Here is an 18,234-nt window from a genome sequence, read left to right as displayed (position 1 = left end):
GCATGTCCCCCGCGGGCCGAAGGACACCGGGAAGAAGGACGCCGAACGGGGTGAGGACCGCCCCGTACGGCTTCCTCCTGCCGGCCGTCGTGCTCTTCGCCCTGTTCTTCGCGCTGCCCGTCGGATACGCGCTCTGGCTCAGCCTGCACAAGGTCGACGTCCAGGGCCTCGGCCTGGGCAAGAACGCCCGGACCGAGGTCTGGGCGGGCCTGGAGAACTACACCGCCGCCCTCACCGACTCCGAACTCGGGCACGGCGCCCTGCGGGTCCTCGGCTACGGGGCGATCGTCGTCCCCGTGATGCTGGGCCTCGCCCTGCTGTTCGCGCTGCTGCTGGACAGCGAGCGGGTCCGGGCGCGGTCCTTCTCCCGGCTGACGATCTTCCTTCCGTATGCCATCCCCGGCGTGGTCGCCGCGCTGCTGTGGGGCTTTCTCTACCTGCCGGACGTCAGCCCCTTCCACCACCTCCTCGAGCGGCTGGGTCTGCCGCAGCCCGACCTCCTCGACGGCGGGCCGCTCTTCGTGGCCCTGGCCAACATCGCGGTCTGGGGCGGCACCGGCTTCAACATGATCGTGATCTACACCTCGCTGCGGTCCATCCCGGTGGAGGTGTACGAGGCGGCGAAGCTCGACGGCGCGACTCCGCTGCAGATCGCTTTGCGGATCAAGATCCCGATGGTGGTGCCGTCGCTGGTGCTGACCTTCTTCTTCTCGGTCATCGCCACCTTGCAGGTCTTCAGCGAGCCGACCACGCTCAAGCCGCTGACCAACGGCATCTCCACCACGTGGAGTCCGCTGATGAAGGTGTACCACGACGCCTTCGTGGCGGGGAACGTCTACGCCGCCTCGGCCACCGCCGTGGTCCTCGCCGCCGCGACGTTCGTCCTCTCCTTCTCCCTGCTGCGGGCCTCCGACTCCCGTGCCAAGCGCCAAGGAACCCGATGAGCACGCCCACCGTCCCCGTACGGCGCCGCCGTGGCGTCCCGGCCGCCGGCACCACCCCCGGCACCTCCCAGGGACCGCCGCCCGGCCGCCGCGTCGCCCTGCTGCCCACCGCGGCGCTGCTGCTCGGGGCGCTCTACTGCCTGCTGCCGGTCGCCTGGGTCCTGGTCGCCTCCACCAAGTCCGGCGCCGAACTCTTCTCCACCTTCACCTTCCTGCCCGGCAGCGGCTTCGGTGACAACCTCACCGAGCTCGACGCCTACCGCGACGGCATCTACTGGCGCTGGATGGCCAACTCCGCCCTCTACGCGGGTCTGGGCGCCGTGCTCTCCACGATGGTCTCCGCGGTCTCCGGGTACGCGCTCGCGGTCTACCGTTTCCGTGGCCGGGAGGCCCTGTTCAACGTGCTGCTCGCCGGCGTGCTCATGCCGCCGGTCATCCTCGCCGTCCCCCAGTACCTGCTGATGGCGAAGGCCGGCATGACGGACTCCTACCCGTCCGTGCTGCTGCCGCTGATCCTCTCCCCCTACGGTGTCTACCTCGGGCGGATCTACGCCCGGGCGGCCATCCCCATGGAACTCGTCGAGGCGGGCCGGATGGACGGGGCCGGAGAGTGGCGGATCTTCCTCAGGGTGGGCGTCCCGATGATGTCGCCGGGCCTGGTGACGATCTTCCTCTTCCAGTTCGTGGCGATCTGGAACAACTTCCTGCTGCCGTACATCATGCTCAGCGACGACGAGAAGTTCCCGATGACCGTGGGCCTGTTCACCCTGCTCGCCCAGGGCAGCAGCACACCCGCCCTCTATACCCTGGTGATCACGGGCGCGCTGCTCGCCATCGTCCCGCTCATCGCGCTGTTCCTGGTCGTCCAACGGTTCTGGAGCCTGGACCTGCTGTCCGGAGCCGTAAAGTCATGACCACAGGGGAACGAGGAGACGCAGCATGAACCGCGGCCCAGACGGCAGGCGCCGGCCGGTCACCATCCACGACGTGGCACGTGAGGCCGGGGTGTCGCGCGGCACCGTCTCCCGGGTGCTCAACGGCGGGCACTACGTCAGCCCGGCCGCACAGACGGCCGTCAACAACGCGATCCGCAGGACGGGTTACGTCGTCAACCGGCACGCCCGTTCACTGATCACCGGAAAGTCCGACTCGGTGGCCTTCCTGCTGACCGAGCCGCAGGAGCGCTTCTTCGAGGACCCCAACTTCAACGTGCTGCTGCGCTCCTGCACCCAGGCGCTCGCCGCACAGGACATCCCGCTGCTGCTGATGATCGCCGGCAGCGAGGGCGAACGGCGCCGCAATCTGCGGTACATCGAGGCGGGCCACGTGGACGGGGTGCTGCTGGTCTCCAGCCACTCCGGCGACCCCGTGGCCGGTGAACTCCAGGCCGCGGGCGTGCCCGTGGTCGCCTGCGGCAAGCCCATCGGCCGGCAGGCCAAGATCGGTTATGTGGCGGCCGACGACCGGGAAGGGGCCCGGGACATGGTCCGCCACCTGCACGCCTCCGGCCGCCGGCGGATCGCCACGGTCACCGGCCCCCTCGACACGCCCGGCGGGGTCGATCGTCTCGCCGGCTACCGGGAGACGCTTGCCGAAAGCGGACTGCCCGCCGACGAATCGCTGATCGCGACGGGCGACTACAGCAGGGCGAGCGGCGAACAGGCCGCCGAACTGCTCCTGGAGCGCGCCCCGGACCTCGACGCGGTGTTCGTGGCGTCGGACCTGATGGCCCAGGGCGTCCTCGACGTGCTGAGCCGCGCCGGGCGCTCGGTGCCCGGGGACGTGGCCGTCGGCGGCTTCGACGACTCGCCCGCCGCGCTGTCGACGCGGCCCCGGCTGACCACGATCCGCCAGCCGTGGGACCGGATCAGCAAGGAGATGGTGCGGATGCTGCTGGCGCGTATCAGTGGGGACGATCCCGCGGCCGTCATACTGCCGACAGAGCTGGTGCGCCGGGACTCGGCCTGACCCGGGGCGGGCCCCGGCCGGCACGTCGGACGTAGGAAGGGGCTGCACCATGGTGGCGGTGGACGGGTTCTCCGACCTGCTGGATCCTCCCGTGTACGTCGTGACGGCGGCGGCCGGCGGGGAGCGGGCCGGCTGCCTGGTCGGCTTCGCCTCGCAGTGCTCACTGACCCCGGTCCGGTTCGCGGTGTGGCTCTCGAAGGCCAACCACACGTACCGCGTGGCGTGCCGGGCTCCCTTCCTCGGCGTGCATCTGCTGGACCGCGAACAGCACGGCCTCGCGCGGCTGTTCGGTGGCGAGACCGGTGACCGCGTGGACAAGTTCACCCGGGCGCGCTGGGAGCCCTGGGGCGAGGACGTACCTCTTCTCGGCGACGCCTGCGCCTGGTTCGTCGGGAGGGTCGAGGAACGGGCCGACTGGGGGGACCACGTCGGTTTCGCCCTGGCGCCCGTCGACGGAGGGGCCCGCTCCGTGCCGCGCGGATCCGTGCTCACGCTCCGCGACGTCATCGACCTGGACCCCGGTCACCCGGCGTCCTGACCGGGTGCACTCGAAACTCAGCCCGTCCGGTGGTACGGCAGTTCGCCGTCCGCCGGCACCGGGACGAAGTCCTGTACGAAGTCCACGCCCGCCCCGACGAGACCGCAGCTGCTCTCGGGAAACTCCGTCCACGCGCCCGGGAGGCCGCTGAGCGGTTCGGACACCACGAGGCGCGTCTCGGGGGACAGCCCCGTCAGGAACTTCAGATCCGGGTGGATCGCGCGCAGGGTGTCGACCTCCGCGCTGTAGTAGAGCGACCGTGAGCGCCGCTCACTCGAGTACCGGAAGGCCCACAGCCGCTCCCCGTCGGTCACCGCGACGGTCATCTGGAGCGGGGAGTCGACGCCGTGCCGGCGGCCCAGGTGCTCCACATGGCCCGCCATGCGGGCGACGGCCGTCAGCGGGTCCTGGTCCAGGCCGAAGGTCAGCGCCAGGAAGAACATGACCTCGGAGTCGGTGGAGCCCTCGATGTCGGCGAACAGGGACGGGTCGATGACCAGGCAGAGGTCCCGGCGCAGGCGGTGGAAATCGGCTATCGCGCCGTTGTGCATCCACAGCCACCGCCCGTGGCGGAACGGGTGGCAGTTCGTCTGTTGGACGGCCGAGCCGGTCGAGGCCCGGATGTGGGCGAAGAACAGGTGGGACCGGACGTGTGCCGAGATCTCCCGGAGGTTGCGGTTGTTCCACGCGGGCCCCGTGTCCCGCACGACTGCCGGGGTGTCCATGCCGGGGCTGTACCAGCCGATGCCGAACCCGTCGCCGTTGGTCGTCTCGACCCCCATCCTGGCGTGCAGGCTCTGGTCGATGAGGGAATGGGCGGGACGGTAGAGCACGGAGTCGAGAAGCACGGGGGTGCCCGTGTAGGCCAGCCATCGGCACATGTCGGACCACCGCTCCTCTCGCCCCGGGGCCGTTCCGCCCCGGGTCCGGCGGCTCCGCGGCCGGGAGCCTGACGGGCCGCCGCACTCTCCATCGTCACGTGCGCCGCCGGTTGATCGCCACGCAGGGCCGCCGGCGACCGGGGCCCTCGAGGCGTGTCCCCGCTCCGACCGGCCCCACCGCAGCCGTCCGCGCCTCGTAGCCGTCCACCGCCCGGTAGCGGCCTGGCCGTCGGGGTGAACCGGGGGCGGCGGGCGCGCAGGTCGGCATGTCGACACCTGTTCAGCGTGGCACCGGCGAGGACAGCCGGGCGGGCCCGGCCGCCGTGATGCACCGGCACTTCCGTTCGGGGCAGGCGGCACGGCCCGCCCGGACGGTGCGCGCCGGGGCCCCGGGTGGGCACCGTCCTCCGCCCCGGGCAGCGGACCGTTCCCGAGCCGGTCGGCCGTGGAGCTGCCAGAGTGGCGGTGGAGGAGTCCGTGCCGCTCCATGGAACCGGGCGCGGACACGGTGCAGAAGAGGGTGGTTCCTGTGACATCGGGTTCGTCCGGCGGCGCCCCGCCGCGCGGTGTCCGACCGCCCGGAGGGGACGCCCTCTCCCCCGCGCAGCGATGGCAGGCGCTGGCCGTATGCCTCATGGCCGGGTTCATGACGCTGCTGGACGTGTCGATCGTCAATGTGGCGCTGCCGTCCATCCGTGAAGGACTCGACGCGCCCGAGTCCGTCCTGCAGTGGGTGCTGTCGGGGTACGCCCTGGCCTTCGGCCTGGTGCTGGTCCCGGCCGGGCGTCTCGGCGACGCGCGGGGGCGGCGTGCGGTGTTCATGCTGGGGCTGGTCCTGTTCACCCTCGCCTCAGCCGCCTGCGGGGCCGCCCAGTCGGGCACGTGGCTGGTCGTCGCCCGGGTGGCGCAAGGTTTCGCGGGAGGTCTGATCACACCGCAGATCTCGGCGCTGATCCAGCAGATGTTCTCCGGTCCGGAACGCGGTCGCGCCTTCGGCGCCTTCGGCACCGTCGTCGCCATCTCCACGGCGATCGGCCCCCTGCTCGGCGGACTGCTGATCCATCTCGCCGGTTCCCAGGAGGGCTGGCGCTGGGTGTTCTACGTGAATCTCCCGCTCGGCGCGGTCTGCCTGGTCCTAGCCAGGAGGCTGCTGCCGGACACCCCTTCGGCGGGCCGGATCACCGTACGCCGGCTCGATCCCGTCGGTGTCCTGCTGCTCGGAGCCGGACTGCTGACCCTGCTGCTGCCCTTCGTACAGGCGCACCAGTGGGAGGGGTCCTGGACATGGCTGCTGGCGGTCCCCTCCGCAATGCTGCTCGGGTGCTTCGCTCTCTGGGAGCGCCGATGGCAGCGCCGCGGCGAGGAACCGCTGCTGGACCTGTCGCTGTTCCGGGTCCGCAGCTACCGGCTCGGTTGCCTGCTCATCCTCTTCTACTTCGCCGGATTCACCTCGATCTTCTTCGTCTCCACGCTCTACCTCCAGAGCGGTCTGGGCTACAGCGCGCTGCTGGCCGGGGCCGCCATCACGCCGTTCGCCCTCGGCTCGGGGCTCTCCGCGATGGTGGGGGGCCGGCTGGTGAGCCGTTTCGGCCGGCCCCTGATCACCGTTGGCCTGACGATGGTCGCCCTGGGGCTCGCCGGTACGGCGCTCGCCGTCGGCCTGGTCCCCGGCCGCGGGGCGGGCTGGGCCATGGCGGGTCCGCTGCTGTTCGCGGGTCTGGGCGGCGGCTTGGTGATCGCACCGAATCAGACCCTGACCCTGGGCCAGGTGCCGGTGGGTTCCGCGGGCAGTGCCGCCGGCACACTGCAGACCGCGCAGCGCGTCGGCTCCGCCGTGGGGATCGCCGCCGTCGGGTCGGTCTTCTTCGCCCGCCTCCGTCCGGGCGACTGGTCGTCCGCCTTCGACGCCGGTCTCGTCGTGTCGGTCGCCTTCGTCGTGGCCGCCCTGGTCATCTCACTGGCCGATGTCGTCGGACGCAGACTGCGCCCGCTGCCGGCGACGGCGCCGGTTCACGACCGGAACGCGGGGAAATGCCGCCACGGCGTGTCAGGGGCCTGATCAGGGGGCCGTGGTCTCCGCGACGACCAGGTCGGTCACCGCTTTCAGGCCGCCTGCGGCCAGTGCCCGCCGCTGCCGGTCGGCCGGTGTGCCCTGCTGCAGCAGCCGGTGCACCAGCGAGACCACCTCCCGACTGTCGCCGGCGGCGTCCAGCGCGGGTGCGATGTGATCCATGAGCAGTGCGACGACGTCTCCGGCGCTTCTGCGCTCTCCCGTCGCGGTGATCAGGTGGCCGTTCAGCCCGTGCCGGGCGGCCTGCCAGTTCGCCGCTTGCGCCACCTCGGGCGGCCCGGTGACCAGCGGCACGCCGGCTTCGGTCTCGTGGATCGCGACGGTGACGAGCGCGCGCACGATGCCCGCGAACATGACCGCGTCGTCGGCGCGCAGCTGCACGTCGAGGCAGCGTACTTCGACGGTCGGGAAGCGGTCGGACAGCCGGGCCTGCCAGTACAGCTGCCCGGTGTCGGAGATGATGCCGCTGGACCGCAGGGTCTCGACACGCTGCTTGTGGTCCGCCAGGTCGCGGAAGACGGGTGGTGGCCCGCTGACGGGCCAGCGGCCGAAGATCACGGTGCGCCAGCTGGCGAACCCGGTGTCCCTGCCGTCCCACAGCGGCGAGTTCGCGGACATGGCGACCAGCACGGGCAGCCAGCCGCGGAGGCGGTTCAGGACGGCCACCCCGGTTGCCCGGGACGGCACCCCCGCATGCACGTGCATGCCGTTGACCAGTTGTTCGGCGACCAGTTGCGGAGCTTGCGCCCGCATCGCGCGATACCGCGGCTGCTCGGTCACCAGCGCCGACACGGCGCCCCGCAGCGGGGGCGTCGCACAGGCCGCGAGCCGGCACCCGTTCGCCTCGGCGGCCGCTCCGACCGCGTGCCGCATGCGCAGCAGATTCCCGCCGACCTCCTCGAGGTCCGCGCAGACGGGCGTGACCACCTCCACCTGTACCTGCAGCAGCTCCGAGTGCAGCTCGTCCTCGTCGACGCCCGGCGCCAGACCGGCGGCCGCGCGCACCCGCTCAGCCAGTGGCACCGGGACTCCGGTCTCCGGGTCGAGCAGCAGAAATTCCTCTTCCACCCCAAGGGTGACCGGCTCCATGGGCTCAGTCTCTCGGGCCGGGTCGCAGGAACCGCGCAGGACACAGGACGGTCGCCCGAAAAGGGCCATCCGCGCCCGGCGGACCATACGTCCGGCGCGAGGGCGGAAACCGCAGCCCACCCGTATGGCGGCCACGAAGGCGTGCCGGGCGCGCGCTGTCTCCGGGACCGGGCGGCCATGCGGTATTCCTGGCTGAATACCGCATGGGAGGTGCATCGATCACACGTACCGCGGTCCGGCACCGATGCAGCCGCCGCCTCGCCGCCCCAGTGACGGGGCGCATGTCTTCGTACGCGCCGATCCCGGCGGCTGTGCTCATTCACCCTGTGGGAGTTCCCAATGCGCGTCATGCTCGTCCACCCGAGCGCCCTGATGTACTCGGAGATCTTCCTGCGACTCGAACCACTGGGGCTGGAACGGGTGGCGGCGGCGGCGCGGGCCGCCGGGCACGAGGTCCGGGTGGTGGACCTCCAGGTGCTGTCGCACTCGCTGCTCGAACGGGAGATGCGCTCCTTCGCACCCGAGGCCCTGGGAATCTCGCTCAACTACCTGGCGAACATTCCCGAGGCGATCGACATCGCCCGCCAGGTGAAATCCGCCTCCCCCGAATGTTTCGTCTTCTTCGGCGGGCACAGCGTCTCCTTCATCGCGGAGCACGTGCTGCAACAGGCCGACGGAGCGGTCGACGCGATCGTGCGCGGCGAGGGTGAGCCCGCCGTCGCGCCGCTGCTCGAAGCGGCCCGCGACGGCGGCCTGGCTGCCGTGCCGGGGGTGGTGTGCGCGGACGGCCGCGGACCGGCGCCCCGGTTGCTGGACAGTCTCGACGAGCTGCCCCCCGCGCGTGATCTCATGCGCAGGCGCAACCGCTACTTCATCGGAGAACTCGATCCCTGCGCCTCCATCGAGTTCACCCGGGGCTGCCCGTGGGACTGCTCCTTCTGCTCCGCGTGGACGTTCTACGGGCGCAGTTACCGCAAGGCGTCACCGCAGGCCGCCGCGGAGGAGATGACGACCATCCGGGAACCGAACGTCTTCATCGTCGACGACGTCGCCTTCATCCGGCCCGAGCACGGTCACGGCATCGCCGCCGAACTGGAGCGCCGGAGAATCCGAAAGCAGTACTACCTGGAGACCCGGAGCGACGTGCTCCTGCGCAACGAGGAGGTCTTCGAGCGCTGGACCCGGCTCGGTCTGCGGTACATGTTCCTCGGCATGGAGGCCATCGACGCGGAGGGGCTGGACCTCTACCGCAAGCGCGTCAGCCCGGACGAGAACTTCCGGGCCCTGGAAGCCGCCCGCCGCATGGGAATCATGGTGGCCATCAACCTGATCGTGGATCCGGCATGGGACGAGGAACAGTTCCGCCTGGTGAGGGAGTTCGCTCTTTCCGTGCCGGAGATCGTGCACCTCACGGTGATGACGCCGTATCCGGGAACGGAGATCTGGCACACGGAGGCCCGGCAGCTGACCACCCGTGACTACCGGCTCTTCGACATCCAGCACGCGGTCGTCCCCACGAAGCTCCCCCTCGAGGTCTTCTACCGGGAACTCGTGCGCACCCAGGGCGTACTGAACCGCAAGCACCTCGGACTGCGCACCGCCTTCGGAGCCATGGGCGTCCTGGGGCGCAATCTCCTGCGCGGCCAGACGAACTTCGCCCGCATGCTGTGGAAGTTCAGCCGCGTCTACAACCCCGATCGCCAGATGGCCGACCACCGCCGGCCCGTCCGGTACGAACTGCCGCTGCCCACACGTCGCGCCACGACACCGCAGCGGCAGGATCTGTACATCCACACCAAGCCGCAGCCGTCACGGCGCCGGGAGGCCGACCCCGAGCCCGACGGAGTGTGACGGCGTGAGCGGTGGGCGGTGGCCGGGTTACCCCGCGGCCGCCGCGGTGTTCGCCATCGGGATGGCCGGGACCACGCTGCCCACGCCGCTGTACGGGCGGTACCAGGAGCAGATCGGCTTCTCCGAGCTGATGGTCACCGTCGTCTTCGCCGTGTACGCCGTCGCCGTCATCCTGGTGCTGCTGCTGGCGGGGAACTACTCGGACACGGCCGGCCGCAGACCTGTCCTGCTGTGCGCCATGGCCCTGTCGGCCGGGAGTGCGGGATGCTTCCTGCTGCAGAGCGGTCTGCCGCTGCTGTTCGCGGGGCGGCTGCTGTCGGGCGGCGCGGCCGGACTGCTGAGCGGCGCGGCGACCGCGGCCGTCATCGAACTGGCCGGCCCTCGGCGCAAGGAGCGGGCGGCCTTCGCCGCCACCGCGGCGAACATGGGTGGTCTGGGCTGCGGACCGCTGCTCTCGGGCCTCGTCGCGCAGTACACGCCCTGGGCGACGACGCTGCCGTTCTGGATCCATCTGGGGCTGGTCGCCATGGCCGCGGTAGTCGTCCTGTTCCTGCCGGAGACGGTGGCGGTGACGCGCCGATGGCCGCCGCCGGCGCCGCAGGGGGTGACGGTGCCGCCCGAGGTCAAGGGCGTGTTCGCGCCGGCCTCGGTCGCGGCGTTCGCCGGCTTCGCGCTGCTCGGGCTGTTCACGGCGGTCGCGCCGAGTTTCACCTCGCGGACGCTGGGGGTGCACAACCTCGCGGTGTCGGGCGCGGTGGTCTTCTCCGTGTTCCTCGCGTCGACCCTGGGGCAGTACTGGGCGGGGCGGATCGGCGCGCGACGAGCGCTGCCCGTCGGGTGCGGGGTCCTCGTGGCGGGGCTGCTGCTGGTGGCGTCGTCACTGGTCGCCGAGTCGCTGCCGCTGCTGGTCGTGGGCGCCCTGTGCGGCGGCGGCGGGCAGGGGCTGGCGTTCCGTGCGGCACTCACCCTCATCAGCGGCGCGGCTCCGCCGCAGCACCGCGGCGGCACCATCTCGGCGTTCTTCGTCGTCGCCTACGCGGGGATCTCGCTCCCGGTGGTCGGTGTCGGCGCCCTGGCGACATGGCTCGGGCTGCGCCCCGCCGGGCTGGTCTTCACCGGCTTCGTGCTGCTGCCGGCGTCCGGCGCGGGAGTGTACGCGGCGCGCAGGCCGCCGGCCGGGGCCTGACCCGGCGTCGCTTCGCAGATCGGCAATCAGGCCACGGGCCGTAAGCCCGGAGCCGGGCGAGTACCCGGCCATGAGGCTCCTGGCGTCCGGCGCGAGCCCGTGCTCGCCATGCTGGAGGCCGGCGACCGGACTCGAGGTACAGGACGCGGAGCGGCCCCGGCCGGTGCCGGTGCGGCGGGGCACCGTCGATCACATCGTCGTGCAGCAGCGGGAAGTCGTGGTCGGTACTCCGTGTGCCCATCGACACGAGCGATCACAGTGCGTGTCGGCCCCGGCTTCGGTAGGCCCCTGAGAGTCACCTCGGTGGGGGAAGCAGACGGAGCTGTCGGGCCATCCATTCGTCCCTCCATCCCCGGGCACGCCGTACGCCGGCGACGCGGCGGCCGGGCGGTGCGTACCTCCGCCCGGTCCGCGTCCGCACCGGTGAACATCGCTCCGGCCGCACGCGGCCGAGCGGCGGCGTCCCGCTGCGGCTGATTTCCTGAACACCTCAGTCCAGGACACCAAGGAGCACCATCGTGTCGTCACAACGTCCGGAGATCTCGTACACAGTGCCGGGGATGAGCACACAGGACAGCAGGCAGATCATCTCGCTGCTGCAGATGCGTCTGCACTCCCTCAACGACCTCGCCCTCACGTTGAAGCACATCCACTGGAACGTCGTCGGACCGCACTTCATCGCGGTGCACGAGATGATCGACCCGCAGGTCGACCAGGTCCGCGCCATGACCGACGACCTCGCGGAGCGGATCTCCACCCTCGGCGGCGAACCCAACGGGACCCCGGGGGCGCTGGTCGACGAGCGGACCTGGAACGACTACTCGATCGGCCGTGCCGAAGCCATCGAGCACCTCGGTGCGCTGGACCTCGTCTACTCGTCCGTCATCAAGGACCATCGCGAGGCCATGCAGGCCACCGAGACGTCCGACCCGGTCACGCAGGACATGCTCATCGAGCAGCTCCGCGGTCTGGAGCTGTTCCAGTGGTTCGTCCGCGCCCACCTCGAGTCCAGCGGCGGCAAGCTCAGCACACGCGGCGCCACCACCGAGACCGCCGCCGCCGGCCAGGCCGCCGACCAGGCACGCGACCAGCCCTGACCCCCGGGACGGACCTCGTGAGGGAGACTGAGGGCATGGGCGACCCGAGTGCCCCGCAAGCACCGTCACGACGGTTCTCCCAGGGGCCGCAGAGCGTGGCGGAGGCTCGGCGGTTCGTGCGGGGCGCTCTCGTCGGTGTCGCGCCGGACGTGGTGGACACCGCGCGGCTCCTGGTCAGCGAGCTGGTGACCAACGCCGTGCTCCATGCCCGCACGGAGATCGAGGTGTCGGCCTGCGTCGACGACGGCACGGTCCGGGTCCGGGTGAGGGATCAGCGGCCGGACCGCGGGCTCGTCCCGCACGAGAGCCCTCCGTACGCCGGTACGGGGCAGGGGCTGGCACTGGTCGAGCAGCTGGCGTCCCGGCACGGCGTCGACACGGGCGAAGAGAGCAAGACGGTGTGGTTCGAGCTGCGGCACGACGGGTGGCAGTCCCAGTCGCACGGATGGCAGGCCGTCGCGCCGCCCTCCTGCGCGGGCGAGACCGTGACCCTCGTCGACGTGCCGGCAGCCCTCTACGCCGCCTCCCGGCATCACCGGCACACGCTGCTGCGCGAACTCATCCTCTCCGTCGCCGCCGGAGACGACCTCGGTGTTCCGCCGGAAGACCTCGTCGCCGCCCATGACATGAACAACGTGATCAGCGCCTGTGTGACGACCGCGCTGCGGGAGCAGGCAGGGGAGGCGGAGATCCGGTCGTTGCCTCTGTCCGTACCGCCGGATGCCGGTCCTGCGGTGCAGACCCTGCGGAGAGTTCTGGACCGGGCCGAGGAGGCGGCGCGTGACGAGCGCCTCCTGACACTGCCGGGTCTTCCGCGCAGCCGTGTCTTCCACCAGTGGTTGTTCGGCCAGATCGTCGACCAGCTCGCCGGCGCACCCCCCGCCGCCTGGACGGTCGTGCCCAGGGAGCCGGGCGCCGGGCCCTCGGAGCTGGTGCCGTGGGAACCGGGCCAGGTGCACCTCAGCAGGAACGCGACGATCGCCGCCGACGAGCGGAACCGGATCATCGCGGCGAACGGCCCGGCGGCGGAACTGCTCGGCTGGCCCGCGGACGATCTTGTCGGACTGCCGCTGACCACGCTCATCCCGGAACATCTCCGCAGGCGCCACCTCGTGGCGTTCACGTCCCTGCTCCTCAGCGGTCAGCCCCGGATCCTCGGCCGCTCGGTCCCCCTCCCCGCGTTGCACCGCGACGGCCGACTGGTCCCCGTCCGTCTGTTCATCCAGACCCAGGAGACGGCCGACGGCCGTACCGTGTTCGTCGCCCAGCTCGCCCCGAGGGCCGCCGCGCCCGGTCCGTCGCTCCGCCCGACCGGCCGGATCCGGTCGGCGGCGCCGCAGAACCCGGCCGGAGCGCCTCCGCCGGCCCCTGCGGGCGACCGGAGAGCGGAACGCGGCCAGGCGGGCATGTCGGCGCTGGAGCCGCTCTCTCTGCTGGCGGACATCGGCACCGCGCTGAGCAACGCCACGGGCCTGGACGAGGGCCTGCAACAAGTGGGCCGGATTCTCACCGAACAGCTCGCCGACTGGTGCGCGGTGGACCTGATCACCGAGGACGCCCAGGTGGAGCGGGTCTGTGTGATCCGCCGCGCCGCCCAGGGGCCGCGGCCGGAGGAGCACGAGGGCCGGCTTCCGCCGGTGTCCGACACCGCCCGGGGGCCCCTGGCCCGCGCGCTGCGCGGCGCGGGCCCGCTGCTGCTCACGGATCCCCCGCCGCCGGAGCGGGCCACCAGCCCGCTGGACGCGCATTATCTGGACCTGTTCCGCAGAATGGGCGCGACCAGTGCCGTCGTCGCCCCGCTCCGGGCCCGCCGGGAGATCATCGGCGCTCTCACGGTCGCCCGCAGCGGCCCGGAACAGCCGTTCACCGAGGATCATCTGCCGCTGGTCGACGACCTGGCCCGCGGCCTCGCCCTGGGGGCGGACAACGCCCGCCTCTACCAGGAGACACGGAACATCGCAGAGCGCCTCCAGCGCTCGCTGCTGCCCGTGCTGCCTGAGGTCGAGCACCTCCAGCTGGCCGCCCGCTACGCGGCCTCCTCCACCACCGCCCAGGTCGGCGGCGACTGGTACGACTGCTTCGCCCTGCCCAGCGGGGACACGGCGCTGGTCATCGGCGACGTCACCGGGCACAACCTCGACGCGGCCATCGCCATGAGCCAGCTGCGGAGCATGCTGCGCGGCATCGCCGTGGACCGGCAGGAGCCTCCGGAGACGGTCCTGCGCCGCCTGGACATGGCGAACCACAGTCTGTACCGGGAGGCCACCGCCACCTGCGTCTACGGCCTGCTCAAGGGCCCCGCGGACGGCCCCTGGGACCTGGTGCACTCCTCCGCCGGCCATCTGCCGCCGCTGCTGATCGACGCGGACGGCCGCACGCGCTTCCTGGAGGACGGATCAGGACTGCTGCTCGGCATGGATCCCGACATGCCCCGTCCCAGGGCCCACGACGCGATCCCGGCCGGCTCGACCGTACTGCTCTACACCGACGGCCTCATCGAACGCCGCGGCGAGCCCCTCGACCATGCGATGGAGCGGCTCCGTCGGCATGCCGCCGCCCTGGCCCGCGAACCCCTCGACGTGTTCTGCGACGAACTCCTCATCGGGCTGGGCGCCGACGGCGAGGACGACATCGCCGTCCTCGCCGTCCGCCCCACACCGCCCTCCTGACGGTCCTTCCGGCTCCGACGTGCGCGGCGCCGGCCCGTCAGACGTCCTTGTCGGGCAGATGCACATCCGCGGTGTCGGGACGGTGGTCGGGCAGCGACGATCGTGCGGTGGCCTCCCGGTGCAGCCGCAGGAACTCCAGGTGCCGCTCGTACTGGTCGAGGATGTTGCCGATGAGCTGCTCCTTGCTGTAGCCCATCACGTCGTACCCCTGGCTGCCGTCGGCGAGGTGCACTTCGAACCGCACGTACGTGTCGTGTTCGGTGACCACGCGGTGGGCGAATGCCGGGGTGGGCACCTCGACCGGCCACAGGCGGTAGATGAAGACTTCGTCGCCTCCCATCGGGACCCGCAGTTCCATGTGCGGCAGCCCGTTCTCGTCGTCGATTCCCTCGACGATCGACGCCTCCGTGCCCTGCCGGCCCAACTCCGCGGCGACGTCCTCGAAGGCGGGGTGGCAGACGTCGTCGACGAATCTGACCGCCGTCCGGTGGCTGGGGAAGCTCATCGCCCTGGCCAGGCGCCGCCGCCAGTTCCACTCCGTGCCCCGGCCGGGCCCGACCATCCGCCCGGACAGCGACGACGGCAGGGTGGTGGTCAGCGCGTCCTCCCGCATCCGTTCGACGCGCAGGGCTTTGTACAGGCCCCAGATGATCAGGAACATCACGAAGGAGAACGGCAGGCCCATGATGATGGTCGCGTCGGTCAGCGCTGCCACCCCACCGACCAGGAGCATGGCGAGGGTCAGCAGTCCGGTCGCCGAGGCCCAGAAGATGCGGACCCACGAAGGGGCGTCGGTCAGCGGGGTACGCAGATGGGAGCTGAGGTTGCTCATCACCAGCGCGCCGGAGTCGGCGGAGGTGACGTAGAGCAGCAGACCGACGAAGGTGGCCAGCCCGGCACTGAACGTCGCGCCGGGGAACTGCGCGAGCAGTTCGTAGAAGCCCTGTTCGGGGGCGTTCGCAGCGGTCTCGCCGAACTCGGTGTTGCCGTCCCGCACCAGTCCCAGCGCACTGTTGCCGAAGACGGACAGGAAGGTGAGCGTGAACAGGAACGGGATGACCAGAGTCGCCGCGACGAACTGGCGGATGGTGCGGCCGCGCGAGATCCGCGCCAGGAACAGCCCGACGAACGGGGCCCAGGCGATCCACCAGGCCCAGAAGAACAGCGTCCAGGCATTGAGCCAGTCGGTCGGCTGGTCGTAGGCGAAGGTGTTCAGCGTCATCGACGGGAAGCGGCTGATGTAGTCGCCGATGTTGAGGATGAGGCTGTTGAGGATCCTGAGCGGGCTGCCGACGAACAGCATGTAGAACATCAGGATGATCGCGAGGACGACGTTGAGTTCCGACAGCCGCCTGATGCCCCGGTCCACACCCGCGACGGCGGACACCGTGGCCAGGACCACGGCGAGGGCGATCAGGCCGATCTGCGCCGCGGTCCCCTGGGGGATGTCGAAGAGGAACGTCAGGCCGTAGTTGAGCTGCACGACGCCGATGCCGAGCGACACGGAGATGCCGAAGACCGTGCCGATGATGGCCGCGAGGTCGACCGCGTCACCGATCCGGCCGTGGATGCGCCTGCCGATGATCGGGTACAGCGCGGACCGGATGGCCAGCGGAAGACGGTAGCGAAAGGCGAAGTAGCCGAGCGTCATGCCCATCAGCGCGTACATCGCCCATCCGGTGATGCCGTAGTGGAACAGTGTCCACACCACCGCCTGCCGCGCCGCCGCGACGGTCTGCGGGTCGCCCTCCGGCGGGGCGAGGTAGTGGCTGACCGGCCCGGCGACGGAGAAGAACATCAGGTCGATGCCGATGCCCGCCGCGAACAGCATGGTGGCCCAGGCGAAGAGCCCGTAGTCGGGGGTGGAGTGCTGCGGCCCCAGCTTGATGGCGCCGTACCGTGACGCGGCCACGAACACGACGAACACCAGATACAGGGTGGCGGCGAGGAAGTAGTACCAGCCGAACACCGAGGAGATCCAGTCGACCACCACGCCGATGGTGTTCTCGGCGCCCGTCGGGGTGATGATCGCCCAGATCGAGATGGCGAGGATGAGCACGGACGACCCGAAGAAGACGACGGGCTTGAGCCTGCTCTCCCTTCCCGGGCCGGTCACCGCTGCTGCCGGGTCCTGCGGCTCCGGTACGTTGCCGCTTCCTCCGTCGATCGACACGGTGTCAGCTCTCCTGGGTGCTGTGCCGGTAGAAGTCGGCTGTGGCCGGGGGCAGCGGGGTGTTGCCGAGGATGAGGTCGGCCGACTTCTCGGCGAGCATCATCACCGGCGCGTAGATGTTTCCGTTCGTGAGATACGGCATCGCGGAGGCGTCGACCACGCGCAGCCCCTCGACTCCGTGCACCCGCATCGAGGCGGGGTCCAGCACGGACATCTCGTCGACGCCCATGCGGGCGGTGCAGGACGGGTGGTACGCGGTCTCGGCGTCGCGGGCGACCCAGTCCAGGATCTCCTCGTCCGTCTCGACCTCCGAGCCGGGGGACAACTCGCCTCCGTCGTACAGGGCGAAAGCGGGCTGGGACAGGATTTCACGTGCGACGCGGACCGCCTCCACCCATTCCTTCCGGTCGTTGGGGGTGGAGAGATAATTGAACCGCAGCGCCGGATGCACCCGGGGATCCCGGGACTTGATTTTCACCGAGCCGCGCACGTCCGAGTACATGGGCCCGATGTGCACCTGGTAGCCGTGTTCGGCGTCCACCGGCGTGCCGTCGTAGCGCACCGCGATGGGCAGGAAGTGGAACATCAGATTGGGATAGCGCACGACGTCGTTGCCGCGTACGAACCCGCCGGCTTCGAAATGGTTGGTCGCCGCCGGTCCGGTGCGGAAAAGCAGCCATTGGAGACCGATCGCGGGCCGCCGGGACCATTTGAGCGAAGGATTGTACGAGATCGGCAACTTGCAGGCGTGCTGCACATAGACCTCGAGGTGGTCCTGGAGGTTCTCCCCGACACCGCGCAGCTCGTGCACCATGTCGACGCCCAGTGGCCGCAGTTCGTCGGGGTTGCCGATACCGGACAGTTGCAGCAGCTGCGGTGTGTTGATGGCGCCTCCGCAGAGGATCACCTCGCCGCCGAAGGCGCGCCGGCGTTCCCGGCCCCACCGGCGGTAGTCCACACCCACCGCGCGCTTTCCCTTGAACAGCACCCGGTCGACCTGGGAGAAGCACTGCACCGTCAGGTTCGGCCGCTTCTTGACCGGGTGCACGTAGGCACGCGCGGCCGACCAGCGCCGTCCCCGCCGGATGTTGCGGTCGAAGCGGGCGAAGCCCTCCTGGCGGTAGCCGTTGACATCGGCGGTCAGCGGGTGCCCGGCCTGCTGCGCGGCCTCGAGGAAGGCGGCGAACAGCGGATTCCTCGCCGGACCGCGCTCCAACCACAACGGGCCGCCCTGGCCGCGCCACTGGTCGGCGCCGGCCACGCAGTGCTCCATGCGCTTGAAATACGGGAGGCAGTGCGCGTAGTCCCAGGTTTCCATGCCCGGATCGGCAGCCCAGCGTTCCAGGTCCATGGGATTTCCGCGCTGGAAAATCATCCCATTGATGGAACTCGATCCGCCGAGCAGCTTCCCGCGGCCCTGGGTGACACGCCGGCCGTCCATAAAGGGCTCGGGTTCCGATTCGTAGCACCAGTCGTAGAAGCGATTGCCGATGACCATCGTCAGCGCGGCAGGCATGTGGGTGAAGATGTCCCAGATCCAGTCGGGGCGGCCGGCCTCCAGCACGAGGACTTTGTTCTCCCGGTCCGCACTGAGCCGATTGGCCAGCGCGCAGCCTGCTGAGCCCCCGCCGACGATGATGTAGTCGTACTCCGTCCGGCCCATGTCGCTCCTCGTGCTCATTGCGCCACCCTGCGTTACGCGCTAAACATAAGCGGCGGGGGATTCCGGCGCACAACGGTGCAGCTGCATTCGGCTCAACCGGGGAA

The 18,234-nt window shown here is 70.7% G+C and carries 13 protein-coding genes; 9 read left to right on the top strand and 4 right to left on the bottom strand.

What is annotated here, in order from left to right; genetic code table 11:
* Nucleotides 1-2: 2 nt before the first annotated feature.
* Genes AB0903_RS27225 through AB0903_RS27210 form a run of 4 tightly spaced genes read left to right on the top strand, consistent with a single transcriptional unit; the run spans nt 3 to nt 3,450 of the window.
* Nucleotides 3-944, top strand: a complete 942-nt coding sequence (locus tag AB0903_RS27225) for a sugar ABC transporter permease (RefSeq protein ID WP_366707198.1) — start codon at nt 3-5, stop codon at nt 942-944.
* The gene (locus tag AB0903_RS27220; protein WP_366707166.1) at nt 941-1,858 is read left to right on the top strand and encodes a carbohydrate ABC transporter permease; all 918 of its coding nucleotides are present in this window, start codon (nt 941-943) and stop codon (nt 1,856-1,858) included. The genes AB0903_RS27225 and AB0903_RS27220 overlap by 4 nt, the downstream gene beginning before the upstream one ends.
* 25 nt (nt 1,859-1,883) lie before the next feature.
* Nucleotides 1,884-2,912, top strand: a complete 1,029-nt coding sequence (locus AB0903_RS27215; RefSeq protein WP_366707164.1) for a LacI family DNA-binding transcriptional regulator — start codon at nt 1,884-1,886, stop codon at nt 2,910-2,912.
* 49 nt (nt 2,913-2,961) lie between these two features.
* The gene (locus tag AB0903_RS27210) at nt 2,962-3,450 is read left to right on the top strand and encodes a flavin reductase family protein (protein ID WP_366707162.1); all 489 of its coding nucleotides are present in this window, start codon (nt 2,962-2,964) and stop codon (nt 3,448-3,450) included.
* 17 nt (nt 3,451-3,467) lie between these two features.
* Here the strand turns inward: AB0903_RS27210 and AB0903_RS27205 are convergent, their stop codons facing one another.
* On the bottom strand, nt 3,468-4,331 hold the full coding sequence (locus AB0903_RS27205) for a class II glutamine amidotransferase (RefSeq protein ID WP_366707160.1): 864 nt from the start codon (nt 4,329-4,331) through the stop codon (nt 3,468-3,470).
* A 619-nt stretch (nt 4,332-4,950) separates the two neighbouring features.
* Between AB0903_RS27205 and AB0903_RS27200 the strand changes: the two genes are divergently transcribed.
* Nucleotides 4,951-6,390, top strand: a complete 1,440-nt coding sequence (locus AB0903_RS27200; protein WP_366707196.1) for an MFS transporter — start codon at nt 4,951-4,953, stop codon at nt 6,388-6,390.
* Here AB0903_RS27200 and AB0903_RS27195 read toward each other — a convergent pair whose 3' ends face one another.
* Nucleotides 6,391-7,491, bottom strand: a complete 1,101-nt coding sequence (locus AB0903_RS27195; RefSeq protein ID WP_366707158.1) for a glutamate--cysteine ligase — start codon at nt 7,489-7,491, stop codon at nt 6,391-6,393.
* Nucleotides 7,492-7,830: 339 nt separating this feature from the next.
* On the opposite strand from AB0903_RS27195, the gene hpnR reads away from it, so the two are divergent.
* The 4 genes from hpnR to AB0903_RS27175 all read left to right on the top strand — a co-directional run bounded on the left by hpnR (nt 7,831) and on the right by AB0903_RS27175 (nt 14,294).
* On the top strand, nt 7,831-9,342 hold the full coding sequence (gene hpnR, locus AB0903_RS27190; protein ID WP_366707154.1) for a hopanoid C-3 methylase HpnR: 1,512 nt from the start codon (nt 7,831-7,833) through the stop codon (nt 9,340-9,342).
* 4 nt (nt 9,343-9,346) lie between these two features.
* Nucleotides 9,347-10,528 carry an MFS transporter gene (locus AB0903_RS27185; RefSeq protein ID WP_366707152.1) on the top strand — a complete coding sequence of 394 codons (1,182 nt, stop codon included), beginning with the start codon at nt 9,347-9,349 and terminating at the stop codon, nt 10,526-10,528.
* A gap of 518 nt (nt 10,529-11,046) precedes the next feature.
* Nucleotides 11,047-11,625 (top strand): DNA starvation/stationary phase protection protein, encoded by a 579-nt coding sequence (locus AB0903_RS27180; RefSeq protein ID WP_366707150.1) that lies wholly within the window; start codon nt 11,047-11,049, stop codon nt 11,623-11,625.
* Between the two features lie 35 nt (nt 11,626-11,660).
* Entirely contained in the window at nt 11,661-14,294 is a 2,634-nt protein-coding gene (locus tag AB0903_RS27175) for a SpoIIE family protein phosphatase (RefSeq protein WP_366707148.1), read from the top strand.
* A gap of 37 nt (nt 14,295-14,331) precedes the next feature.
* Here AB0903_RS27175 and betT read toward each other — a convergent pair whose 3' ends face one another.
* Together betT and betA are read right to left on the bottom strand one after the other, a co-directional pair.
* Nucleotides 14,332-16,410 carry a choline BCCT transporter BetT gene (betT, locus tag AB0903_RS27170; RefSeq protein WP_366707194.1) on the bottom strand — a complete coding sequence of 693 codons (2,079 nt, stop codon included), beginning with the start codon at nt 16,408-16,410 and terminating at the stop codon, nt 14,332-14,334.
* A 61-nt stretch (nt 16,411-16,471) separates the two neighbouring features.
* Entirely contained in the window at nt 16,472-18,130 is a 1,659-nt protein-coding gene (gene betA / locus AB0903_RS27165) for a choline dehydrogenase (protein WP_366707192.1), read from the bottom strand.
* Nucleotides 18,131-18,234 lie beyond the last annotated feature (104 nt).

This window comes from Streptomyces sp. NPDC048389 (assembly GCF_040706335.1).
GTDB lineage: Bacteria > Actinomycetota > Actinomycetes > Streptomycetales > Streptomycetaceae > Streptomyces.
The sequence above is the reverse complement of the archived record's forward strand: the minus strand, read 5'-3'. Positions and strand labels throughout refer to the sequence as shown.

Bases quoted from the DNA above. Each gene is read 5' to 3' on its own strand.
- AB0903_RS27225 (WP_366707198.1), top strand. From the start codon at position 3: ATGTCCCCCGCGGGCCGAAGGACACCGGGAAGAAGGACGCCGAACGGG.
- AB0903_RS27220 (WP_366707166.1), top strand. From the start codon at position 941: ATGAGCACGCCCACCGTCCCCGTACGGCGCCGCCGTGGCGTCCCGGCC.
- AB0903_RS27215 (WP_366707164.1), top strand. From the start codon at position 1,884: ATGAACCGCGGCCCAGACGGCAGGCGCCGGCCGGTCACCATCCACGAC.
- AB0903_RS27210 (WP_366707162.1), top strand. From the start codon at position 2,962: ATGGTGGCGGTGGACGGGTTCTCCGACCTGCTGGATCCTCCCGTGTAC.
- AB0903_RS27205 (WP_366707160.1), bottom strand. From the start codon at position 4,331: ATGTGCCGATGGCTGGCCTACACGGGCACCCCCGTGCTTCTCGACTCC.
- AB0903_RS27195 (WP_366707158.1), bottom strand. From the start codon at position 7,491: ATGGAGCCGGTCACCCTTGGGGTGGAAGAGGAATTTCTGCTGCTCGAC.
- hpnR (WP_366707154.1), top strand. From the start codon at position 7,831: ATGCGCGTCATGCTCGTCCACCCGAGCGCCCTGATGTACTCGGAGATC.
- AB0903_RS27175 (WP_366707148.1), top strand. From the start codon at position 11,661: ATGGGCGACCCGAGTGCCCCGCAAGCACCGTCACGACGGTTCTCCCAG.
- betA (WP_366707192.1), bottom strand. From the start codon at position 18,130: ATGGGCCGGACGGAGTACGACTACATCATCGTCGGCGGGGGCTCAGCA.